Below are 21876 nucleotides of genomic sequence, written 5' to 3' on the forward strand. Positions count from 1 at the left end.
CAAAGCGGTTTTCTGAGGTGATTTAAGGCTATGTTTCGCTGGCTTCTTTATGTTTTGGCGCGATATGCGGAAAGGTCATATTAAAGACGGTGCCGGTACCTACGGTGGATTCAACATTGATTTGCCCACCCAACGTTTGCGTCACTAAATTAAATACAATATTGAGCCCTAAGCCGCTGCCACCATTGGCGCGCTTAGTGGTGTAAAAGGGATCGAAAATTTTACCAATGACGTTAGCATCGATGCCTTGACCATTGTCGCTGACTTTAAGTGATACTGTTTGCTGGTGTTGCTCGGCAATAATATGGACTTGTTTTTTGGTGTCGCCGGAATTGGGTATGTTGGAAAAAGCATGCAGCGCGGCATTATTAATTAAATTGCTGATGATTTGCGAAATCGCACCTGGATAGCCCTCCATGTCGATTTCATCTGGGCAATCAATCAAGATTGAAATTTGCGAGTGTTTTAAAGCTGGGCTAATACTGGTGACGGTTTCGTGTAGATATTGGCTGAGTTCAAAATCGCGCCGTGCTTCGGAGGTTTGATCAACGGCGACGCGTTTAAAACTTTGGATTAACTCGGCCGCACGCACCGCATTGCTAATAATCAGCGCTGAGGATTGTTCTGCTGTTTGGCTATAGCTCACCACTTCGGATTTTTTCATGTTGCCAGACTCAACTTTGGCCGAAAACATCACCGAATCATCGTGTAATACTGAGGCACTGGTTAAGATAATACCCACTGGCGTATTGATTTCATGTGCAATCCCTGCGACCAAGCCACCTAAAGAGGCCATTTTTTTCGGATTGAATCAGACTGGTTTGTGCGTCTTTGAGTTGGTGCAAGGCCGTTTCGGCATCCTCTTTGGCGGTACGCATTTGTTGCTCGGCAAGACTGCGGGTCGCCACATCTTCTTTTAGTCGCTTGATAATTCGGCGAAATCCATCGGTTAAATCAGAGAAATCCTTATAAGGGTTGTTCGGTAGCTCGATGGATTCTAAATCTTTATCTGAATTAGCCGCTTGGCTGAGGTTTTTGCCGAGTAATGACAATGGGTTGATGACAATGCGTTGCAAAACCAAGGTGAGCGTCAGCATTAAAAGAGCGTCAAGTAAAATGATTTCTAAGGCTTTTTCAAGCACCATTTGCCGTAATAATTGGTCGGTTCGTTGCCGTGAAATGGTGATGACTATTTTGCCAATGGGTTTTTTCTCATAATAAATTTCGGTGTTTTCGGATTCAGGTCCAGGCTGAGTTTTGGGCGCGGTCATCACTACAATTTTGTTGTCATCACGAATTCGCCCTGTGAGAAAAGCGTCCGAGCTAAAGACTTCAATCGAATGAATATCGGGAGAGCGCATTTCGGCGTTTAAAATGAGGGCCAACTGTTGGTCATCAAAATTCCACATCACGCTGGGTAACACATTTTGTAATTGTATGGTGAGTGATTGCTTGAACTCACTCAGGTCGTGCTCTAGCTGGGCTTGCGTTCGGTAATAGGACAGTGCGCCAGACAGTGTGAGCACAATGGTCACGATGGCAATAAAAATTAAATTCAGATCAGTGCGGATTTGGCGCATGTCAACGAGTACTTTTGCTGGTTTGCTTGCAACCAATTTAGCAGAGGATTACGGTTTGTGCAGGTATTGACTGTCTTTGAAGCTACTTACTGTGCCGGGAGACCACACCACCAGTAAGCTGATGGTGAGTCCGGTAATAAAAGCCTCCGGCCAAGCCATTAAAAAATAAACCGGCAGCACTGAATTGAGTAGAAAATCGCCGGAGTAAATCGCCAGCAAGGCATATAAAACGCATAGGCTGATGCCATGAATCAGCATGCTTAAAGCCGCAGCGGCAAAGGCGTTAATAAAAATATAAATAAAATAATTATGTGGCAATCGGCGCTGGGTGAGCTGCAGCAAACCTTGCGTCGTGGCGATGGGCAGAACTGCGGTCAGCAAAAAAGTCAGGCCAAGACTACTAAAGGCGCTACTCACTTGCGGTGAAAAAGCAGCAGTGAGGATGAGTAACGCCGCCATAGCCAGTAGCGCTCGCCAAGGGCCGGCGATCAATGTGAGTAAGGTGGCACCTAATAAATGAAAGCTAATGCCTGGATTAACGCTGGCCTGCCATTGCCAGCTGATCAGTACCGCAAGGGTGTAAATTAGCCAGCTGCGAGTTTCAACCGGAGTCAGTGACGACCAAGCTTCATGCCGTACCGCGTACCCGAGTAGCCACAGTGCAGCAAGATTGCTGCCAATCAGTAGCGAACTCGAGAAAAATTCCGCGGGTAACAGCATACGGCCTAACGCCAGGCTGCGTGGACTAAGTCGGCCAGTTGCGTGAGGCGGCCATGGAAAAAATGCCCAACACCCGGCGCAACGATAATGGGCAGTTGCTGCGGGCGAGCCCAGTTCAATACCGCTTCGAGCGAAATGACTTCATCTTGCTCGCCATGAATCACTAAACTGCCTTTGGGCACATTGGGGAAGGCGTAGCGGCTGACTGCTGGGCCAATCAAAATCATTCCTTCGATTTCGTCGTCACCGAGGCGCGCGCGTAAGCAGCTTTGCACATAAGTGCCAAATGAAAACCCTGCCAAGGTAATGCGTTTTAATTCAGGGTGTTGCTTGCGGGCAAAAGCCAGCACAGCGGCCATATCGTCCGGTTCAAATTCACCGTAGCTATGACTGCCTTCGGACTCACCAACACCACGTAAATTTGGACAGTAGGCAATATATCCTAGTCGCGACAGTGTTTTGGCCAACGTGTGCACGATTTTATTATTAAAGGTGCCACCTTCAGTGGGGTTGGGGTGCGCTACCAAGACGATGCCCATCGGCGTTTCGGTGGCAGCATCAAGGCGTAAACATTCAAGGCGACCCGCTGGGCCAGCGATGTTGATCGGTTCGAAACTAGGGGCTTTACGGGGTATGGTCATGAGGCGCTTATTGAGTTTGGTCTTGAGGTAGATACGTCAAATATTTTTACTGATTGTTGGTCAAGTGGGATTGTTTTGCCGCTAAAGTCGATTTCAATTGCAGCGTCGATCCTATGATGACGACAAAGGGTGAAGGCCGCGTGCCGCATGCCTTCACCGTAGCCCATTACCCAGCAGTTTGGCTGCGCGGCGGGATCAGTAGTCGCTCAACAATACGGCCGTGCAATAAATGCTCGTTGACGATTTCGTCAATGTCGTCTTTGTCGATATAGGTATACCAAGTTTCTTCGGGATAAATCACGATGACCGGACCTTCTTCGCAGCGCTCAAGGCAGCCGGCTTTGTTGATCCGCACTTGGCCGTCGCCATTGAGTTTAAGCGCTTTAACGCGCTCTTTGGCGTAGGCCCAAAGTTGATCGGCGCCGCAACTATTGCACGATTGACGCTCGCCGGGTTCGCGCTGATTCAGGCAGAAAAACACATGGTATTGATAATGACTCATCGCCAAGCTCCTTTTATTGCAAAGCCGGTGCTTTGGTATGCGGCGTGATAAACAACGGCAAACCATCGGTATCGAGCACCGCCTGTACCCCGTCAACAAACACTAAATCCGTCATCCGGCATTCGAGCATTAATTCTTGAATGTATTGCGCAATCAACTCAACATGGTCTGACGGCAAGAGTGGCCACACATAGCCTTCCCAGCGCTCGACGTCTTCTTTGCTGGCAAAGGTGATGCGAATTTCATTGTTTTCATGGGCGGCAACGGTAACGACTGGGGTGCGACCTTTGCTGCGAATGCTACGTAGTGCATTGCTGGTCATCACTTGCAGACGAGTTTCGAGTTGCGTTACGCGGCCCACATCTTGCGCCGCCAGCCAAGGCAGCGGCGTGCGTGGAATTGGGAACAATGTGACGCCGTCAGTTTTGAGCGTCTCGCCAATCAGATTGGCCAGTGGCATGCCCCAGCTGCCAACTTGTCCGCCTAGGGTGATCGCGGCGGGTTTGCCGGTGCGTTCAATGGCAACGCCAATCAGATAACGTAAAGCAACCGCTTCGTCTTTAAATTTAATCGCACTGCCTGCCGAATCAATTGGGAAGTCGCTTGCGCTACTTAAGGTGGCGCGCCATTCGGCCAATTGCGCTGGGCTGATGGCCGCTAAAATATCGGGACCCAGCAATGCACCGGACAACCAAGCATCGGCATCGGCGGCAATCACACCATGTTCGCGCAAAATGGCCAGTGCTGCGTCGCCATCGATTTCGCTCGGCAGCGTGGCTTCACCTTTGCATCCTGCGACCAAAACCACCGGAATCGCAAACAAGGTCGCTGATTGTTGGGCGTGCTGGCTCGGGCTTTCTACTTCTTGACGCAGCGCATGCCATAGCGTCATCCATGCATCTTGCGATGGCGCTTGAGTCAGTGCGCCATTGAGGGCGTAATGATCTTTGGCCATGAGTAGTTCGGCCATCAGTTGTTGCAAACCTAAGCGTTTTTGCGCCACTTGCGCAGCATCGCGTTCAGTCAGTAATGACATCAACTGACGAATAATTGGATTTTGCGGGTTAACGCGAGGGTATAGACGAGGATCAGGCAGGTTCATGGCAGGCGCTAAGTGAAACCAAAACGGCAATTATACCCATCTGATTGCAATCTGTCGGCATCAAGGCGTGGTCTGCGCGGATTGGGTGCGGGCAATGGTGACGCACCGGTGTGGTGAATAAAATGCGATGGTGTGGTAGCGAAAGCGCGTGCTTGATTTTGCTGGCAAATTGTTAAGTCATGCTCATCGATTCTGGCACCGCTGCGGCGCGGGTGGTTGTGGTATTGGTCGTGGTGAAACTGTGTTTTTGTGCAACGAGTTTGCGGTTTGCGGCGAATTTACTGCATGATGCGGCTTTTTAATCGCTTGGAATGCTCATGCAAACGCGTTTTATCGATCAGGCTTTATTGTCCGAATTGCTGTGTGCTGCTGAGCAAGCACCACGGCAGCGCAAAAATTTTAATTTTCACACTGCGGACGATGCCAGTTGCCATCGCTTGCTCAACGCGCTGCAACCCAATAGCTATGTGCAGCCGCATTGTCATTTGTCTGTGGATAAAGCCGAAACCATGGTGGTGCTGACCGGTCAAATGGGCGTGCTTATTTTTAATGCCGAGGGTGAGGTCATTGAACAAAAGGTGATTGCGGCGGGGGGCGATTGTCTGGGGATTGATATTGCGCCGGGGGTGTTTCATAGTTTGGTGGCGTTAGCGCCGACGGTGTTTTTTGAGGCTAAAGCGGGGCCGTATATTCCAGTGGCCAGCCATGAGCGTGCGACTTGGGCCCCTGCCGAGGGTGAGGCTGGCGCATTTGAGTATCTGGCTTGGATGCGTTCATTGTTTGAGGTATAGCTAGCTGGCTTATAATTAATATAGTTTACCGCGCTATACCTATTGGTTTGATGTAGATGTTTTGGTCGGATCGTTGTGTCGTTCTAGATGGGGTGTTGCTGGCTTAAGCTCGGTTGGTCTTCGATCGCGGTTGACGTTGGCGCGGCATAAAAAAGCCGCGCCATTGGGCGCGGCTGTTGATGCGGGTATTGCTCGCTTATTTCACCCGCATGCCCGGTTTTGCGCCTTCGTGCGGCTCTAGGATATACAGACCGCCGTCACCGCCAGCCGCTAATACCATGCCCTCAGACAAGCCAAACTTCATTTTTCTCGCGGCTAAATTGGCCACCATCACCGTATGCTTGCCGATCAAGTCTTCAGGCTTGTAAGCCGACTTAATCCCCGCAAATACATTGCGTGTTTCATTACCTAAATCGAGCGTCAGTTGCAGGAGTTTTTCTGCGCCGGTAACGTGCTGCGCGTCTGCGATGCGGGCAATGCGTAAATCCACCTTCATAAAATCATCAATGCTGATGGTTTCGCTGATGGCTGGAATTTCGTAAGCGGGCGCTGCCGGAGCCGGTGTCTCGACCACTTGGACATTGGCTTCGATCATTGCCGCAATGTTTTTCGGATCGATTCGCACCATCAAATGGCTGTAGCTGTTAATGGTGTGATCGAGCAATAAATGCTGTGCATCAGACCATTGCAATGGCGCAATATTGAGGAAGGCTTCAACGTCAGCGGCTAGTTTTGGCAGCACTGGCGAGAGGTAAATCGTCAAAATACGGAAGGCATTGATCAAGAAGCTACATACCGCATGCAAATTGCCGCTTTGCTCTGGATGCTTAGCCATTTCCCAGGGTTTAACGGTATCGACGTATTGATTAACTTCGTCGGTTAAAGCCATGATTTCGCGAATCGCGCGGCTATATTCTCGTGCTTCAAACAGGCTGGCAATGCTGTCGCTAGCGCCTTGCAATTTCTTTTGCAGCGCAACAATGGCCGGCATCAAGGCATAGGTTTCTGCTTCAAACACGCCGCTGTGCAAGCGACCTGCAAAACGTTTACTGATAAAGCCTGCCGCGCGGCTGGCGATATTGACGTATTTACCAATCAAATCTGAATTCACCCGTGCAGTAAAGTCTCGAGGTTTAAGTCAATGTCTTCGGCGGTGTTAGAAAGTTTGGCGGCATAGTAATAGCGCAGCCATTCAGGATTGAGGTGGTCTAAATACGACTCGGCGGTAATAAAGGTGCCGCGCGACTTGCTCATTTTGGCACCGTCAACGGTCAAAAAGCCGTGGCTATAAATCGCCGTTGGTGTGCGGTAGCCCGAGTATTCGAGCATTGCAGGCCAAAATAGCGAGTGGAAATACAAAATATCTTTGCCAATAAAGTGATACAGCTCGGCGTCTGAATCTTTATTCCAATAGCTATTAAAATCCAAGCCTAAGCGGTCGCACAGGTTTTTGTGGCTGGCCATATAGCCCACCGGCGCATCGAGCCAAACGTAAAAATACTTGCCCGGCGCATCCGGGATTTCAAAGCCGAAATACGGCGCGTCGCGCGAAATATCCCAATCGGTTAGGCCCGATTCAAACCATTCCTGCATTTTATTGGCTGCTTCTTGCTGCAACTTGCCCGGCGTGGTGGTCCATGACTTTAAAAAGTCTTCGCATTCGCCCAGCTTAAAGAAGAAATGTTCTGAGTCACGCAGTACCGGTGTTGCGCCTGATACGGCAGAGTATGGGTTTTTAAGCTCGGTTGGCGCATACGTTGCGCTGCATACCTCACAGTTATCGCCATATTGATCTTTAGCGCCACATTTTGGGCATTCGCCTTTGACAAAGCGATCAGGCAAGAACATTTGCTTTTCGGGGTCAAACAATTGCGAAATGGTTTTTTTGGCAATTTTGTCGTTGGCTTTGAGCTTGGCGTAAATGTCGTAAGCAAAGTCGCGGTTTTCTGGGCTATTGGTGCTGTAGTAATTATCAAACGCAACATGAAAACCGGTGAAATCACGTAAATGTTCGCCGTGTACGCGGGCAATCAGCGCTTCTGGTGTAGTGCCTTCTTTTTCAGCGCGCAGCATAATCGGCGTGCCGTGGGTGTCGTCAGCGCAGACATAATGGCATTGGTGACCGCGAGATTTATGAAAGCGTACCCAAATGTCAGTTTGGATGTATTCAACCAAGTGACCAAGGTGAATGGCGCCATTGGCGTAAGGTAGGGCAGAGGTAACGAGTATTTTGCGGGTCATGGTCGGCCAAAATATGCAAGAAAATGACTTCGATTATAACGCAGAGTCGATGATGACGGTTTGACAGAAAAATAGCCTTGGCTCGACTATAGTGATTTCAATTTCCATACAAATACTTGTCAACTGATGTCAACAACAAAGCAAAAAATTCAGCATTTGAATGATTTTCGCTTACTGGCGGTGGTGGTCGTCGGCGTGATGCTGTCTATTTTTGTTTGGCAGTTTGCGGCAATTAAACTCAAACAGCAGACCGATATCCAATTTGAGCGGCAGACTGAGCCATTGGTGAATGGCTTAAAACTGCGTGTGCAAAGCTTGGCTGTGGGTTTATATGGCGCGCGAACTGTGCCTTTATTGGTGCATGGTGAATTAAAACCGCAGCATTTTTAAGCAGTATGTGGCGCAATTAAATTTAGAAGATGTGTTTCCCGGTGCCCTGGGTGTTGGCTTTATTCGCCGTGTTGAGCCGCAAGATGTGGCCGCTTTTTTGAGTGATCAGCAGCACTACCGTCCCGAATATCAGTTGCGTGAGCGAGGTCCTAATGCCGGGACCAAATTCATTATTCAATATATTGAGCCGGTTAAAGGCAATGAAGTGGCGGTTGGCTTAGACATTGCTAGCGAGCCAATTCGTAAGGCGGCCGCGGTCAGTGCGATGAATTCGGCTGAAATGGCGATTACTGCACCGATTCAACTGGTGCAAGATGGTAAAAAGACTCCGGGGTTTTTAATTTTGCTGCCGTATTACTTGCCAACGGGAATGAGAGGCCCAATCGGGTCGGTCAATGAGCGTGCCGAGTCCTTGATTGGTTGGGTTTATGCGCCGGTACTGATGTCCAAATTGGTGGCGGGCTTGAGTGATGCTCAGCATAAAACGATCGATTTTTGAGGTGTACTCGGGGCGAGTGCTCAAACCAGAGTTTTTGTTGTATGACAGCGACTTGCACTTAAGCCAAGGCGCAAGTCTGCCGCAGTATCGAAGTTTGCGGCGACAAGTCGAGATTGAGCTTGGGGGGCAGACTTGGACTGTGCTAATGAGCTCAAATGATAGCTTTGCTGCCCGGTTAGAAAATTGGCTGCCTTTGGGTTTGTTGTTATTTGGCTTGAGCCTGACGGGTTTGATTGCAGCGACCTTATTAAATGCCGCGCGCTTAAAAGAAAAAGCACAGACTTTGGCTGAGTCAATGTCTTTACATGCTCGACAGCGTGAAGTTCAGCTCAATGCCGTGATTGACAGTACGCCAGATGCCATTATTACTGCCGACCAGCAAGGGACTATTTTGGGTGTGTGAACCGATCGGTGGCGAGTATTTTTGGTTATGCCAGCGATGAGGTGCTGGGAAAAAGCATCAAGATCTTTATGCCCGAAGAGGTGGCGAATCAGCACGATGCCTATGTTGAACGCTATCAACACCATAATGGCGCGGCCGTCATGGGTAAAGGGCGTGAGCTTTGGGCGCAGCACGCTGATGGTCATTTGATCCCGATTGAAGTGAATTTGAATCAGTTTCATATCGATGGTGCGACTTTTCTGGTGGCGCAAATTCGTGATATCAGTGTACGTTTAGCCAGTGAACAGGCATTACGCGCAAATCAGCGGCAATTATCGATGATTGTTGAGGCGTCTGGCTTGGGGATTTGGGATCTGGATTTACGGACCGGCGAGTCATTTTTTGGGGGTATGTGGGGCGAGATGTTGGGTTTTGTTACGCAGGAGCTAATACCCAGTATAGATACTTGGAGGAGCTTATTGCACCCCGATGATTTGCCAATGGCCGAGGCTTCATTGTCAGCCCATTTGTCTGGGTATTCGGCGATCCATAGTTGTGAATTAAGGATGAAAACTGCGCAGGGTACATGGAAGTGGGTGCATGCAATTGGCCGAGTGTATGAGCGCGACGAGCAGGGCGTACCGATTAAAATTGCGGGGATTCATCTCGATATTGATGTGCGTAAGCACAATGAATTAATGCTGATTGAGCAAGATACGGAGTTGACGCACTTGCAGCAGCAATTAAGCAGTGTGGTGAATTCGGCTACTGAAATTTGCATTATTGCTACGGGTGTTATGGGCGAGATTCAGTTGTTTAATGTCGGCGCAGAAAAGATGCTGGGTTATTCTGCTGAATCCGTGATCGGTATTTTAACGCCTGATGTCTTTCATGATGCCAACGAGTTGACGAGCCGAGCGCAATATATTGCCGCACAAACCGGGGTTTCTGTCGGTGGATTTGAAGTGCTGGTGTATATGGCAAGGCAAGAAGGGAGTGATACCCATGAGTGGACTTATATTTGTCGAGACGGCTCGCGGTTAACGGTCAATTTGATTGTCACTGCGCGATATGATGATGCCGGTGAATTGATTGGGTACTTAGGTGTGGCCACCGATGTGACCGAGCAAAAACACATTAATGCCGCACTGGAGGCTGCCATTGATCAAGCGGTGGCGGCCAGTCAGGCGAAAAGCGATTTCTTAGCCAATATGAGCCATGAGATTCGCACGCCAATGAATGCAGTGATTGGGTTTTCAACCTTGCTGTCCGATACCCCTTTGAGTGCGGTGCAGCTTGAGTTTGTTGGTGCGATTCAGCAATCCGGCGATGCGTTGCTGAGTTTGATTAATGATATTTTAGATTTTTCTAAGATTGAAGCGGGGCATTTGCAGCTCGAGCAAATTGAATTTGATGTACGCTATTTGCTGGAAGGCGCTTTGGATATTGTGGCGGAGAAAGCGGCTAAACAGGCGCTTGATTTAGCCTGTATTATCAATCCCAATGTGCCGTTACGTTTGATTGGCGATCCGAGTCGTTTACGGCAGGTGGTGCTTAATTTACTCAATAACGCGATTAAATTTACCGCGCAAGGCGAGGTGGTGGCGCGGTTGGTGGCGTTGCCTAGCTCAAATGATGCGCGTTGTGTGTTGCGCTTTAGTGTTAAAGATTCCGGTATTGGGATGAGCGAGTCGGCGCAAGTGTCTTTGTTTCGGCCATTTTGTCAGGCTGATGCTTCGACAACGCGCCGTTTTGGCGGCACAGGCTTGGGCTTGTCGATTTGTAAGCGCTTAATCGAAGCTATGGGCGGTGAAGTCGGCGTGGTGAGCGTTTTGGGTGAGGGGTCGGAGTTTTGGTTTGAGGTGACGTTAGCCGTTGCCAAAGTCGAAGCGCCACCACCCGATGTTGAGTTGGCCTTACAAGGTTTGCGCGTGCTGGTGGTGGATGATTTTGCCGCCAATCGTGAGCTGATCGCTTTGCAATTGACGTCTTTTGGGATGGAGCCGGTTTGTTTTCACTCACCACAGGAAGCGTTGAGCGTTTTGGCGCAAGCGCCCACACACTTTGCATTGGCGCTGATTGATTTGCAGTTGCCTGGCTTGGATGGATTGCAATTGGCGAGACAAATACAGACTATGGTGGGTGAAACGCCATTGCCATTGGTGTTGCTGACTTCGATGGCGGTGCCAGGTTTGGCCGCCGAAGCCAAAGCAGCCGGCTACTCGGCATTTTTGACCAAACCAGTCCGACAAACACAATTGCTCCATGTTATTGAAGAGGCTTTGAAAATGCGGCAATTTCCTCGTGGGACGCAAAATTTCGTAACAGCGCATCATTTGGCCGAGCAGATCGCGGCGAGTAAGCCTTATTTATTATTGGCTGAAGACAACCCCATCAATCAGAAGGTGGCCGTGTTGATGTTGGAAAAATTTGGCTGCCGGGTCGATGTGGTTGAAAATGGCGCATTGGCCGTCGCCGCAGTCGAGCAACGCCGTTATGATTTAGTGTTGATGGATTGCCAGATGCCAGAAATGGATGGCTTTGTGGCGACGCAAACGATTCGTGCATTGCCACCCGAGCAAGCGGATGTTTATATCGTGGCGTTAACTGCGAACGCATTTCAATCGGATGTGGATCATTGTTACGCGGTGGGGATGAATGATTTTGTCGCCAAGCCGATTCACATGGCTGAGATTTCATTGGCTTTGCAGCGGGGCTTGGCAAAATCAGGGCGTTTGGCACGCTTAGAGCCGCAGGTACAAGAGCCGGGGGGCGATATGGAAGTGGGCATTAGTTTAGAGTTGCAGCAAGAGTTATTAGATATTGATCGCATGTTTAATGAGCTGAAGCAGGCCGTTGGCATGGATATGAAAGATGAGTTGCTGGCTTTGTTTTTCCCTACTTTGGATGAGTGCATCACAGGTTTGTCGCCCGCTATTGCGGCTGGCGATTCAGTTCAGGTGGTGAGTTTGGCGCATAAACTAAAAGGCGCTGCTGCGCAGTTAGGTGCGACAAAAATCGCAACGTATTGCAAGGCAATTGAAATGGCCGCCAAAAGCAATGATTTTGAGTCGGCAGCGGCACAGTTTGCGTTGGTGCAGTCTTTGGGTGTGGGTTTGACGCAGCAATTGCGCGCTAAAGCTTAGTTGCAGGGCAGTGCGCCTTGCTGGCCCATGAATGACGGCTTAAATGGCCCTTAAGTTAGGAATGAATAAATATGTTGCCAGATGTTGCGCAATTACCGCACTGGCTGAGTCAGCAATTGGCGAATTCGTCACGAGTAAGTGGTTATGACTACCAGTATCAATCTTCTCGATCCGCCGCAGTTTTGATTCCTATTGTGCTGCGCCCTGAAGGGGCTACTGTGTTGCTTACCGTCAGGGCCGAGCATTTATCGCAACATGCTGGGCAGATTAGCTTTCCGGGTGGGGCGACTGAGTCTGGCGATCAAGATGCTGTTGCGACCGCCTTGCGTGAAACGGCAGAAGAAATCGGTTTGGAGCGTGATCGAGTGCAAGTTGTGGCTTGTTTGGGGGAGTACCACACCATCAGTGGGTTTTGTGTGACGCCAGTGGTGGGGGTGTTGCAGCCGGGTTTTTCAATTTGCCCTGACCCGAATGAGGTTGCTGATGTGTTTGAGCTCCCTCTGGCAGTGCTACTGAATCGCTCGTTGTATGAAAAGCGTTGGGTGAGCCGGCAGGGTATACGCGGTGCAACGCATTTTTTAGAGGTTAATCAACGTGTTGTTTGGGGTGCTACTGCAGGTATATTGCTCAACTTCGCACTGGACTTGATGTTGGATGGTATACCTAAAGATATGACCATTGAAACGGCCAATGGGCAGCACGTATCGTCCTCGTCGCCGTAAATTGAAGTTGGCTGATAGATGGAGCCAATTTTATTGGCGATTAGCGCTTTTAATCGTGCTGCAGGTGCAAATGAATCTGCCGTTAATCAGAGAATTGCCAATAAAAATCAGCTTTACTCGCCAAAGTCATTGACGAGTTCGCAGTTTTTTCATTAAGGCGTGATACAATCCGCCACTTTCGCAAATAGCCCACAGTCCAAACATGACCCGTGCACTTCGTAACGTCGCCATTATCGCCCACGTCGATCATGGTAAAACCACGCTGGTAGACCAGCTTTTACAACAAGCCGGTACTTTCCGTGCTAACCAAGCGGTTGTTGAACGCGTAATGGATTCTAACGATCTTGAAAAAGAGCGTGGGATTACCATTTTGGCGAAAAACACGGCCATCGAATACGAAGGCACGCATATCAATATCGTTGATACCCCAGGTCACGCGGACTTCGGTGGTGAAGTTGAACGTGTATTGGGTATGGTTGACGGCGTATTGCTGCTGGTTGATGCCGTTGAAGGCCCAATGCCACAAACGCGTTTCGTGACTAAAAAAGCTTTGGCTTTAGGTCTGAAACCGATCGTGGTAATTAATAAAGTAGACCGTCCAGGTGCACGTCCGGATTGGGTTCACGATCAAGTGTTTGACTTGTTCGACAAACTCGGTGCGACTGACGAACAGCTCGACTTTAAAATGATTTACGCTTCAGGTTTGAATGGCTTTGCCAAGCTGACTTTGGAAGAAGAATCAGACAATATGCGTCCATTGTTGGACTTGTTGGTAGCAACAGTGCCTAGCCCTCCGGGCGACGCTGATGCGCCATTGCAATTGCAAATTTCTGCCTTGGATTACTCTACATTTACCGGCCGTCTTGGCGTGGGTAAAGTATTGAATGGTCGTATCAAGCCAGGTCAACAAGTTGTGGTGATGAACCATGATGACCAAGTGTCTAGCGGCCGTATCAATCAAGTTCTGGGCTTTAAAGGCCTTGAGCGCGTACCTGTTGAAGAAGCTGAAGCTGGCGACATCATCATTATCTCTGGTTTGGATGAGATCGGTATCGGTGTCACCATTTGTGATCGCGATCAACCTGTTGGCTTGCCAGTGCTTGGCGTTGATGAACCAACGTTGACCATGGACTTTATGGTGAATACATCACCACTCGCTGGTACTGAAGGCAAGTTTGTAACGAGCCGCCAGATTCGTGAGCGTTTGACTAAAGAATTGTTGGTTAACGTTGCATTGCGCGTTGAAGATACTGACAACACGGATATCTTCCGCGTTTCAGGTCGTGGCGAATTGCATTTGACTATTTTGCTCGAAAACATGCGCCGTGAAGGCTTTGAATTGGCTGTGGCAAAACCACGTGTCGTTTACAAAGACATCAACGGTGAGAAATGTGAGCCATACGAAAACTTGACCATCGACTTAGAAGATGAGCATCAAGGTGGCGTGATGGAAGAAATCGGTCGTCGCCGTGGCGAATTGACCAATATGGTTTCTGACGGTCAAGGCCGTACACGTTTGGAATATCATGTTCCTGCGCGTGGTTTGATCGGTTTCCAAGGTGATTTCATGACCTTGACTCGTGGTACTGGTTTGATGAGTCACGTGTTTGATGACTACGCCCCAGCCAAGCCTGATATGCCAGGTCGTCATAACGGCGTGTTGATTTCTCAAGACAATGGCGAAGCAGTGGCTTACGCATTGTGGAAATTGGAAGATCGCGGTCGTATGTTTGTTAGCCCAGGCGACAAACTGTACGAAGGTATGGTTATCGGTATCCATAGTCGTGACAACGATTTGGTTGTGAACCCAATTAAAGGTAAACAACTGACTAACGTTCGCTCTTCTGGTACTGATGAAGCAGTTCGTTTGACTACACCAGTTAAAATGACTTTGGAATCAGCCGTTGAGTTTATTGATGATGATGAATTGGTTGAAATCACACCAAAAACCATCCGTATCCGTAAGCGCTTCTTGACTGACAACGAACGTCGTCGCAATAAAGTCGCTTAATCGCTGCTTTAAGTGCCAAAAAAACGCCAATCGATTGATTGGCGTTTTTTTATGCCCAGTGTTTGTTGGTGGCGGATTTTGGTATGACAAGACCCAGAGGTGTGTTGATGGGGGTGTAAAAAACGCCATCTGGAAGGATGGCGTTTTGTTGGGTATATTTCTATAGGTCTTAGCCATCAAAGCTTATGGCTAAATACCCTATATTTTAACGCAGTGTTTCTAAGTATTTATCAGCATCCAATGCCGCTTGGCAGCCGCTCGCTGCGGATGTTACGGCTTGGCGATAGATGTGGTCTTGCACGTCACCGGCAGCAAATACCCCAGCAATGCTGGTGGCTGTTGCGCCGCCGTTGCGGCCGCCTTGGGTGATGATGTAGCCCGTGCTGTCCATGTCGAGCTGACCTTTGAAGATGTCCGTGTTTGGCTTGTGGCCGATGGCAATAAACACACCCATCAAGGCTAAGTCTTTGGTCGAGCCATCAACAGTTGATTTCAGGCGTGCACCCGTTACGCCTGTTGCATCGCCCAAAACTTCATCGAGTGTTTGGTTGGTTTCAAGGGTGATTTTGCCTTCGGCAACTTTTTCCATCAGATGGTCGATCAGGATTTTTTCTGAGCGGAAAGTATCGCGGCGGTGAATTAAAGTTACATGCTTGGCGATGTTTGATAGGTAGAGTGCTTCTTCTACGGCAGTATTGCCACCGCCAACGACGGCAACATCTTGGCCGCGATAGAAGAAACCGTCGCATGTGGCGCAGGCCGAAACGCCGCGACCAGAAAATGTTTCTTCAGAAGGTAAACCTAAGTATTGGGCTGATGCGCCGGTGGCAATAATCAGCGCGTCGCAGGTATATTCTCCTGAGTCGCCCACTAAGCGGATTGGTTTTTCAGTTAAATGCGTCGTGTGAATGTGATCAAACAGCATTTCGGTGCCAAAGCGTTCGGCGTGCTTTTGAAAGCGCGTCATCAACTCTGGGCCTTGGACGCCGTCAAAATCGGCTGGCCAGTTGTCAACTTCAGTGGTGGTCATGAGTTGGCCACCTTGTGCCATACCGGTAATTAATACAGGCTTTAAATTGGCACGTGCGGCATAGACGGCGGCAGTGTAGCCTGCTGGGCCTGAGCCCAAAATGAGTAAACGATGATGTTGGCTTGCCATGTCGATTCCTTGCTGTTGGTCTAAATAATGCTACTCAATGGGCTTGAGTGTAATGGTTTTTTAAGAAAGCTTCTAATCTAGCTTTTAAATCGGTGCCATAGCGTAAGGCTTGTTTTTAATGTTGGGGGCGATGCATGGCAATATCAAGTGTTGTTGCCGCTAGGTTTGATGGATGAGTCGGAGTGGGAAATTGTTTACAATTGCAATTTTAATTTTTGATGGTGTACGGATCATGCAAAAAGGGCTGGCGCATTGTTGCTTATCTTGAAGCGGTTTTTAAATCATTTTGCTGCTTTAGCGCGCCCACCCGTGAGGCGAGTACTGTTAAAGCAAATTTATTTTACCGCCAATGAGGCGGTTTGGTTGGTGGCGATTACAGGTTTTGCTTTGGGTGCGACGGTCGTGGTGCAGTTGCACGAAGAATATGGGCAAAGTCGTGATGCGGCGTTGCGGCTTTTGGGGTCTTTGAGTTTTGTCGAGTTATCGCCTTTGTTGGCGTGTTTAATGATGGTGGCGCGCTCGGCGTCAGCAATGGCGATTGAATTGGCGTCGATGCGAATTTCAGGAGAGGTTGCCGCGCTGCGGCGCATGGGGATTTCGATTGAGTCTTATTTGTTGTTGCCTCGGGTGCTGGGGATGACGCTGGCGGCTGTGGTTTTGGCGGGTGTCATGTCGCTGGCGTCGGTGTTGGGTGGTGTATTGTTTGCAACTGGCTGGGATGCAAGTTACCAAATTTTCGCTTTGGAGCGAATGCTGCGCTGGCATGAGGTGCTGATTTGTTTGTTAAAAGCGGCTAGTTTTGGTTTGGTGGCTGGGGTGGTGTCGATTTATGCTGGGTTTTCGGTGCCGCTGCAGGTGTCCGAAATTCCTAAGGCGGCATCGCGAGCGGTGCTGCGAGGGTTGTTGGCTTTGTTTGTGTTGGATTTTTGTTGGGCGCTGGTGTTATGACGCAAGGTATATTGAATATTGATTTGAGTCTTGCGTCTGGGCAGTTTTGGCTGGAATTGGCTGCGTCTGACGATTTTTCGTTGTGGATTGATCGTATCTCAGAGGATTTAAATCGTTCGGCTTTTAATGGGTTTTTGGTGTTTTGGAGTCTAGGCCGGTTTTGATTAGCAATTTGCGAGTGTGGGAAAACATCGTTTTGCCGTGTTGGTATCATGGCGCTGGCGACTTGTCGGATGCTGAGTTGGCGCTGCAAACGATTTTGCAGCGAGCGGGCTTAGATGTTGCTGCGCAGTCAGCCATGTTGGCAATGTTGCCTGATCGGTTGGATGTAATGCAGCGCCGATTGGTGGCTTTGCTGCGCTTGGCGCTGCAAGACGCACGAATTTGGGTGGTCGAGGAGGCTTGGTGGCGTTGGTGGCATGATCCGCTGTGTGCTGAATGGCCTTTGGTAAAAGTTTTTTTACAGTTGCCGGTGCCGCAGGTATTGCTGGTGATCGCTGCGCAGCCCGCGCCAGCGGGGTTTGAGTGCGTTACCTTGGTAAAGAGTCGGGATAATGAAGAATAAAGTGCAGTTATTAAAGGATTACGATCCTCGATTTCGTTGGCTAACTTGGCGGGTGGTGTTGTTGGCAACGTGGGTTTTTGTGGCTTTTGCCGTGCTGCTGGTGGTTTTGGGGCAGCGGCAAGGCTTTTTTAGTAGTAAGGAAAAAGTACATTTTGTTGCCGAAAATGGCAGTGGATTGACGCCGGGAATGCAGGTGCGATTGTCTGGGTTTCGTATCGGGGTGACCGATAAAGTGAGCTTGAATGAGCAGGCGAAGGTGGATGTCACTTTATTGATTGAGCAGCAATATATGCAGTGGCTGAAGGCCGATTCGATTGCGATTTTGCAGCAAGAGGGTTTGATTGGGGATCATTATATTGAGATTGCCGGAGGCTCGGCGGCAGCGCCGCGTTTGCCTGAGGGTGGTGTGCTGGTGTTTGCGCCGGCCTTGGGTCTTGCTGATATTGCGCAAAATCTAAGCAATCGTACTTTGCCGATGATTGATTCGATGCAGCAAACATTTGATTATTTGAATGATCCTAAAGGGGATATTCGTTTAGCGCTGGCCAATGTGCGGCAGTTGAGCTCGTCGAAATGCGTGAAACGCGCCAGCGACTCGATCAATTATTGGCTCGGGTTGATGGTGTGGTGAATGTTGAGGCGCGTAGCACATTAAATAGTGCGGATCGCTTGTTGGCGCGAGTGGATGGGGTGGCCGCAGAGTTAAATACACAATTGTCGCCGGTGCTGCTCGGGGCGGCATCGATTGTGGTGAGTGTTGATGCGGCCGCCAAGGACGCAAGTGCGACGGCCGCCGTAGTGCGTAAGGCGATTGAATTGTCTGCGCCAAGCTTGCCTGGGATGGTGCGTCATACTGATGAGTTGCTGTATGGTGGCCGGCAAACCTTGGAGGCGGTGAATCAGAGTTGGCCAATCAATACCATGCTAACGCCTTTGCCATTGCAGGCGCCAGTACCGGAGAGTCGACGATGAATCGAGTTTGGGTGTTTTTATTTTGCGTGGTGTTCACGGCATGCGGTACGGCCCCAGTTGTGACTTCGCCTGCACGTATGGCCGCTGAGCGCTCGCATCGCATGGCTTTGCAAGCAATACAGGATGGACGTGTTCAAAGTGCAGAGGGCGAATGGCAGCAGGCGTTGCGTGGATATCAGGCCATAGACGATTGGCGTGGACAGGGAATGGCAAGATTGGGTTTGGCGCAGGCAAGTCAGCGTTTGGGGCGAAGCTTTCAGGCTGAACAAACTTTGTTGCCAATGCTGCAAGATGGGTATTTTTTGCCAGAGCAGCAGGTGCAGGCCGCTTTGCAGTTGGCGCAATTGATTTGGCGACAGGACTTGCCTCGCGCGCAGCAGTTGCTAGCTCAGGCGCGTTTAAATTGCGCTGCGCCTTGTTTTGTGGCGGTGCAGATGGATAATTTGGCGGCGCAGATTGCGCTTGAGCAAGGTGATGTGTCTACTGCTGCGCAATTGGCCGCTCAGGCGCTCGATTTGGCAGCAGAGCGCCCAGCTGAGCACGCATTTGCGCTGCGCTTATTGGCTGAGGTGGCGTTGCGGCAAGGGCGTTGGTTTGATGATGCTGAGCGTGCGCTGATGCAGGCGATTGATTTAGATCGTCAAAGTGCCGAGCCCATGTGGTTGCTGGACGATTACCGTTTGTTATTAAGCATTGCGAAGCGCAAAGGCGATGTGGCGTTAGAAAAGAAGGCGCAGGCGCATTTGGCATCTTTGTGTGCGGCAATTGAATGTTCGCCTTGAGTCAAATTTGTATTTCCTATATAATCTTTGGCTTGCTATGTTTGTGTTGTTTTAAAATAGCGTCGTAAGCACAGCTAAAATCCCGTTCGCCCTGTCAGGGGTGCGCTTCAAATGGTTTGAAGTGTCCCGAGCGAATGGAAGACCTAACCCTAAGACACATTGGAGAATTAAATGTCTGTAAGTATGCGCGATATGCTCGAAGCTGGTGTCCACTTTGGTCACCAAACCCGTTACTGGAACCCAAAAATGGGTAAGTACATCTTCGGTGCACGCAACAAGATTCACATTATCAACTTTAGAAAAAACACTGCCATTGTTTGAAGACGCGATGAAATACATCCGTCAATTGTCTGCAAACAAAGGCAATGTAATGTTTGTTGGTACAAAACGCGCTGCTCGCGAAATCATCGCTGAAGAAGCAGCACGTGCAGGCGCTCCTTTCGTTGATCACCGCTGGTTGGGTGGTATGTTGACTAACTTTAAAACAGTTAAGCAATCAATCAAACGCCTGGCTGAAATGAAAGCTGTTCTGGAAAATGCTGAAGGCAGTGGCTACGGCAAGAAAGAATTGTTGATGATGAAACGTGATGTTGAAAAACTAGAGCGTTCATTGGGCGGTATTAAAGAGATGGGCGGTTTGCCTGATGCGATTTTCGTTATCGATACTGGCTACCAAAAAGGCGCGATTGTTGAAGCCGTTAAATTGGGTATCCCAGTAATTGGTGTTGTTGATACTAACAACAGCCCAGAAGGTATTGACTTCGTAATTCCTGGTAACGATGATTCTTCACGTGCAATTCGTTTGTACGCTCGTGCTGCTGCTGATGCAGTGCTTGAAGGCCGTAACCAAGCAACTCAAGCTTTGGCTGCTGCGGTTGCCGAAGCTGCTGCTGAGTAAGTAGCCCATCGCTGAAACCAAGAAAAAGGGGCGTCTGCCCCCTTTTTTGTAATGTTTACCGAATAAACTGAAATCCCTATTCAGGAGAATACATAATGTCTATTACTGCAAAAATGGTCGCTGAGCTACGTGAATTAACCCGCCTTGGCATGATGGAATGCAAGAAAGCTTTGGTTGAAGTTGAGGGCGACATCAAAAAAGCTGAAGAATTGTTGCGTATTAAGTCAGGTAACAAAGCATCTAAAATGGCTGGCCGTACTGCTGCTGAAGGTGTAATTGCATCGTTCATCTCTGCAGACAAAAAAGTTGGCGCGGTTGTTGAAGTTAACTGCGAAACTGACTTTGTTGCTAAAGATGAAGGCTTTGTCGCTTTTGCTAAAGCCATTGCTCAAGCTGCTGCAGAATCTAATGCTGCTGATGTTGAAGCTTTGTCTGCGGTTCAATTGGCGACTGGCGAAACCGTTGAAGAAGCACGTAAAGCATTGATCGCTAAACTTGGCGAAAACATGACTGTACGTCGTTTTGCCCGCTACGAAACTGAAGGCGAGTTGGCGACTTACTTGCACGGCGCAAAAATCGGCGTGTTGGTCAACTTGATCGGCGGCGACGAAGTTTTGGGTAAAGATATCGCGATGCATATCGCTGCTGCTAAACCAAAAGCATTGGATGCTAGTGGTGTTGATCCTGAGTTGATCGAAACTGAGCGTCGTGTTGCCATTGAACGCGCAAAAGCCGATAACAAGCCAGAAGAAATGTTGACTAAAATTGCTGACGGCACAGTGAACAAATTCTTGAAAGACGTTACTTTGGTAAACCAAGTGTTTATTAAAGCGGAAGATGGCAAACAAACTATTGAGCAATTGTTGAAATCTAAATCAGCTTCTGTTGCTGGTTTCACCATGTTTGTTGTTGGTGAAGGCATTGAGAAAAAAGTGGTAGATTACGCTGCTGAAGTTGCAGCAGCTGCACAACTTTAAGTCTAGTCTTAGGCTTTGAAATGACGCCGCACGGTGACGTGCGGCGTTTGTACGACCACGACCACGCACTGTAAAAGGATAAATACATGAGTCAAACCACAAAATACAAACGCATTTTGTTGAAACTCTCCGGTGAAGCCTTAATGGGTGATGATAGCTACGGCATTAACCGAGCGACGATCGACCGGATTGTGCAGGAAGTGAAGAGCGTTGTTGATTTGGGCGTTCAAGTCGCTATCGTTATCGGTGGCGGTAATATTTTTCGCGGTGTTGCGCCTGCAGCATCGGGCATGGATCGTGCCACTGCTGATTATATGGGCATGCTGGCTACGGTGATGAATGCGCTGGCATTGCAAGATGCAATGAAGCGTGCGGGCATTATTTCACGCGTTCAATCTGCGCTGACTATTGCTCAGGTTGCTGAGCCTTATGTTCGCGGCAAGGCTATTCAATATCTGGAAGAAAATAAAGTCGTAATTTTTGGTGCCGGTACTGGTAATCCATTTTTTACTACTGACACTGCAGCCGCGCTGCGTGGCATGGAAATGGGCGCTGATATCGTAATCAAAGCCACCAAAGTGGACGGCGTTTATACTGACGATCCTAAAAAGAACCCAGATGCAGTTCGTTATCAAACCGTGACGTTTGATGAAGTGATTGGCCGCAATTTGAAGGTCATGGATGCGACAGCATTTGCTTTGTGCCGTGATCAAAAAATGAATATTTGCGTATTAAGTATCTTCAAAGCTGGCGCATTAAAGCGTATGGTGCTTGGGGAAGACGAGGGTACGCTGGTACACTGCTAAGCGTGTTGATTCGCAGGGCGACGGGCGGAGCGATGTTCCGCC

General features: G+C 49.2%; 23 protein-coding genes and 2 pseudogenes. 17 read left to right on the plus strand and 8 right to left on the minus strand.

Translation table 11 applies throughout. From position 1 onward, the window contains the following. Positions 1-28: 28 nt before the first annotated feature. The 6 genes from GKO28_RS16165 to GKO28_RS16190 form a co-directional block, all read right to left on the minus strand. Entirely contained in the window at positions 29-796 is a 768-nt protein-coding gene (locus tag GKO28_RS16165; protein WP_182077058.1) for a sensor histidine kinase, read from the minus strand. Further along, on the minus strand, positions 756-1580 hold the full coding sequence (locus GKO28_RS16170; RefSeq protein ID WP_182077059.1) for a hypothetical protein: 825 nt from the start codon (positions 1578-1580) through the stop codon (positions 756-758). The genes GKO28_RS16165 and GKO28_RS16170 overlap by 41 nt, the downstream gene beginning before the upstream one ends. A gap of 48 nt (positions 1581-1628) precedes the next feature. Then, a complete protein-coding gene (locus GKO28_RS16175; RefSeq protein WP_182077060.1) occupies positions 1629-2300 on the minus strand; it encodes an energy-coupling factor ABC transporter permease in 672 nt (223 codons plus the stop codon). 5 nt (positions 2301-2305) lie between these two features. Next, positions 2306-2941: an alpha/beta hydrolase gene (locus tag GKO28_RS16180; RefSeq protein ID WP_182077061.1), complete on the minus strand. Its 636-nt coding sequence runs from the start codon at positions 2939-2941 to the stop codon at positions 2306-2308. 166 nt (positions 2942-3107) lie between these two features. After that, positions 3108-3443, minus strand: coding sequence for a ferredoxin (locus GKO28_RS16185; protein WP_182077062.1), 336 nt, complete (start codon positions 3441-3443; stop codon positions 3108-3110). A 13-nt stretch (positions 3444-3456) separates the two neighbouring features. Next, a complete protein-coding gene (locus tag GKO28_RS16190; protein WP_182077063.1) occupies positions 3457-4545 on the minus strand; it encodes a hypothetical protein in 1089 nt (362 codons plus the stop codon). A 179-nt stretch (positions 4546-4724) separates the two neighbouring features. On the opposite strand from GKO28_RS16190, the gene GKO28_RS21865 reads away from it, so the two are divergent. After that, on the plus strand, positions 4725-4847 hold the full coding sequence (locus GKO28_RS21865; protein ID WP_282099344.1) for a hypothetical protein: 123 nt from the start codon (positions 4725-4727) through the stop codon (positions 4845-4847). A gap of 15 nt (positions 4848-4862) precedes the next feature. Then, positions 4863-5336: a WbuC family cupin fold metalloprotein gene (locus tag GKO28_RS16195; RefSeq protein WP_203564228.1), complete on the plus strand. Its 474-nt coding sequence runs from the start codon at positions 4863-4865 to the stop codon at positions 5334-5336. Between the two features lie 196 nt (positions 5337-5532). Here the strand turns inward: GKO28_RS16195 and metG are convergent. After that, positions 5533-7577, minus strand: a pseudogene (gene metG, locus GKO28_RS16200) (methionine--tRNA ligase). Positions 7578-7703: 126 nt separating this feature from the next. Between metG and GKO28_RS16205 the strand changes: the two are divergent. The 6 genes from GKO28_RS16205 (at position 7704) to typA (ending at position 14727) form a co-directional block, all read left to right on the plus strand. Then, positions 7704-7967: a hypothetical protein gene (locus tag GKO28_RS16205; protein ID WP_182077065.1), complete on the plus strand. Its 264-nt coding sequence runs from the start codon at positions 7704-7706 to the stop codon at positions 7965-7967. 7 nt (positions 7968-7974) lie between these two features. Next, positions 7975-8466, plus strand: coding sequence for a CHASE domain-containing protein (locus tag GKO28_RS16210; RefSeq protein ID WP_182077066.1), 492 nt, complete (start codon positions 7975-7977; stop codon positions 8464-8466). A gap of 145 nt (positions 8467-8611) precedes the next feature. Next, positions 8612-8869: a hypothetical protein gene (locus GKO28_RS16215; protein WP_182077067.1), complete on the plus strand. Its 258-nt coding sequence runs from the start codon at positions 8612-8614 to the stop codon at positions 8867-8869. Further along, complete coding sequence (locus GKO28_RS16220) at positions 8866-11994, plus strand: response regulator (protein WP_182077068.1); 3129 nt, start codon at positions 8866-8868, stop codon at positions 11992-11994. Before GKO28_RS16215 ends, GKO28_RS16220 begins: the two co-directional genes overlap by 4 nt. Positions 11995-12065: 71 nt before the next feature. Beyond that, positions 12066-12716 (plus strand): CoA pyrophosphatase, encoded by a 651-nt coding sequence (locus tag GKO28_RS16225; RefSeq protein ID WP_182077069.1) that lies wholly within the window; start codon positions 12066-12068, stop codon positions 12714-12716. Positions 12717-12918: 202 nt separating this feature from the next. Beyond that, positions 12919-14727, plus strand: coding sequence for a translational GTPase TypA (gene typA / locus GKO28_RS16230; RefSeq protein WP_173534360.1), 1809 nt, complete (start codon positions 12919-12921; stop codon positions 14725-14727). A 205-nt stretch (positions 14728-14932) separates the two neighbouring features. Here typA and trxB read toward each other — a convergent pair whose 3' ends face one another. Further along, positions 14933-15886: a thioredoxin-disulfide reductase gene (gene trxB / locus GKO28_RS16235; protein ID WP_182077070.1), complete on the minus strand. Its 954-nt coding sequence runs from the start codon at positions 15884-15886 to the stop codon at positions 14933-14935. Positions 15887-16195: 309 nt separating this feature from the next. On the opposite strand from trxB, the gene GKO28_RS16240 reads away from it, so the two are divergent. From GKO28_RS16240 to pyrH, 9 genes and pseudogenes are all read left to right on the plus strand, one after another. Further along, entirely contained in the window at positions 16196-16834 is a 639-nt protein-coding gene (locus GKO28_RS16240; RefSeq protein WP_203564229.1) for an ABC transporter permease, read from the plus strand. Beyond that, the gene (locus tag GKO28_RS16245; protein WP_182077072.1) at positions 16831-16998 is read left to right on the plus strand and encodes a hypothetical protein; all 168 of its coding nucleotides are present in this window, start codon (positions 16831-16833) and stop codon (positions 16996-16998) included. The genes GKO28_RS16240 and GKO28_RS16245 overlap by 4 nt, the downstream gene beginning before the upstream one ends. After that, positions 16995-17399 carry a hypothetical protein gene (locus GKO28_RS16250; RefSeq protein WP_182077073.1) on the plus strand — a complete coding sequence of 135 codons (405 nt, stop codon included), beginning with the start codon at positions 16995-16997 and terminating at the stop codon, positions 17397-17399. Before GKO28_RS16245 ends, GKO28_RS16250 begins: the two co-directional genes overlap by 4 nt. Then, positions 17389-18030 carry an MlaD family protein gene (locus GKO28_RS16255; protein ID WP_182077074.1) on the plus strand — a complete coding sequence of 214 codons (642 nt, stop codon included), beginning with the start codon at positions 17389-17391 and terminating at the stop codon, positions 18028-18030. Before GKO28_RS16250 ends, GKO28_RS16255 begins: the two co-directional genes overlap by 11 nt. Then, positions 17973-18371, plus strand: coding sequence for a hypothetical protein (locus tag GKO28_RS16260; RefSeq protein WP_182077075.1), 399 nt, complete (start codon positions 17973-17975; stop codon positions 18369-18371). The genes GKO28_RS16255 and GKO28_RS16260 overlap by 58 nt, the downstream gene beginning before the upstream one ends. Next, the gene (locus GKO28_RS16265; protein WP_203564230.1) at positions 18368-19153 is read left to right on the plus strand and encodes a hypothetical protein; all 786 of its coding nucleotides are present in this window, start codon (positions 18368-18370) and stop codon (positions 19151-19153) included. The genes GKO28_RS16260 and GKO28_RS16265 overlap by 4 nt, the downstream gene beginning before the upstream one ends. A 171-nt stretch (positions 19154-19324) precedes the next feature. Next, positions 19325-20051 (plus strand): annotated as a pseudogene (gene rpsB, locus GKO28_RS16270) (30S ribosomal protein S2). A gap of 92 nt (positions 20052-20143) precedes the next feature. Further along, complete coding sequence (gene tsf, locus GKO28_RS16275; protein ID WP_182077514.1) at positions 20144-21028, plus strand: translation elongation factor Ts; 885 nt, start codon at positions 20144-20146, stop codon at positions 21026-21028. A gap of 86 nt (positions 21029-21114) precedes the next feature. Beyond that, positions 21115-21834 (plus strand): UMP kinase, encoded by a 720-nt coding sequence (gene pyrH / locus GKO28_RS16280; protein WP_173534352.1) that lies wholly within the window; start codon positions 21115-21117, stop codon positions 21832-21834. The last annotated feature ends 42 nt before the right edge of the window (positions 21835-21876 follow it).

Source organism: Deefgea sp. CFH1-16, from assembly GCF_016881365.1.
Taxonomy (GTDB): Bacteria; Pseudomonadota; Gammaproteobacteria; order Burkholderiales; family Chitinibacteraceae; genus Deefgea.

Coding starts and splice junctions, on each gene's coding strand:
- GKO28_RS16165 (WP_182077058.1), bottom strand. CDS start 796: ATGGCCTCTTTAGGTGGCTTGGTCGCAGGGATTGCACATGAAATCAAT.
- GKO28_RS16170 (WP_182077059.1), bottom strand. CDS start 1,580: ATGCGCCAAATCCGCACTGATCTGAATTTAATTTTTATTGCCATCGTG.
- GKO28_RS16175 (WP_182077060.1), bottom strand. CDS start 2,300: ATGCTGTTACCCGCGGAATTTTTCTCGAGTTCGCTACTGATTGGCAGC.
- GKO28_RS16180 (WP_182077061.1), bottom strand. CDS start 2,941: ATGACCATACCCCGTAAAGCCCCTAGTTTCGAACCGATCAACATCGCT.
- GKO28_RS16185 (WP_182077062.1), bottom strand. CDS start 3,443: ATGAGTCATTATCAATACCATGTGTTTTTCTGCCTGAATCAGCGCGAA.
- GKO28_RS16190 (WP_182077063.1), bottom strand. CDS start 4,545: ATGAACCTGCCTGATCCTCGTCTATACCCTCGCGTTAACCCGCAAAAT.
- GKO28_RS21865 (WP_282099344.1), top strand. CDS start 4,725: ATGCTCATCGATTCTGGCACCGCTGCGGCGCGGGTGGTTGTGGTATTG.
- GKO28_RS16195 (WP_203564228.1), top strand. CDS start 4,863: ATGCAAACGCGTTTTATCGATCAGGCTTTATTGTCCGAATTGCTGTGT.
- GKO28_RS16205 (WP_182077065.1), top strand. CDS start 7,704: ATGTCAACAACAAAGCAAAAAATTCAGCATTTGAATGATTTTCGCTTA.
- GKO28_RS16215 (WP_182077067.1), top strand. CDS start 8,612: ATGAGCTCAAATGATAGCTTTGCTGCCCGGTTAGAAAATTGGCTGCCT.
- GKO28_RS16225 (WP_182077069.1), top strand. CDS start 12,066: ATGTTGCCAGATGTTGCGCAATTACCGCACTGGCTGAGTCAGCAATTG.
- typA (WP_173534360.1), top strand. CDS start 12,919: ATGACCCGTGCACTTCGTAACGTCGCCATTATCGCCCACGTCGATCAT.
- trxB (WP_182077070.1), bottom strand. CDS start 15,886: ATGGCAAGCCAACATCATCGTTTACTCATTTTGGGCTCAGGCCCAGCA.
- GKO28_RS16245 (WP_182077072.1), top strand. CDS start 16,831: ATGACGCAAGGTATATTGAATATTGATTTGAGTCTTGCGTCTGGGCAG.
- GKO28_RS16255 (WP_182077074.1), top strand. CDS start 17,389: ATGAAGAATAAAGTGCAGTTATTAAAGGATTACGATCCTCGATTTCGT.
- GKO28_RS16260 (WP_182077075.1), top strand. CDS start 17,973: ATGCGTGAAACGCGCCAGCGACTCGATCAATTATTGGCTCGGGTTGAT.
- GKO28_RS16265 (WP_203564230.1), top strand. CDS start 18,368: ATGAATCGAGTTTGGGTGTTTTTATTTTGCGTGGTGTTCACGGCATGC.
- pyrH (WP_173534352.1), top strand. CDS start 21,115: ATGAGTCAAACCACAAAATACAAACGCATTTTGTTGAAACTCTCCGGT.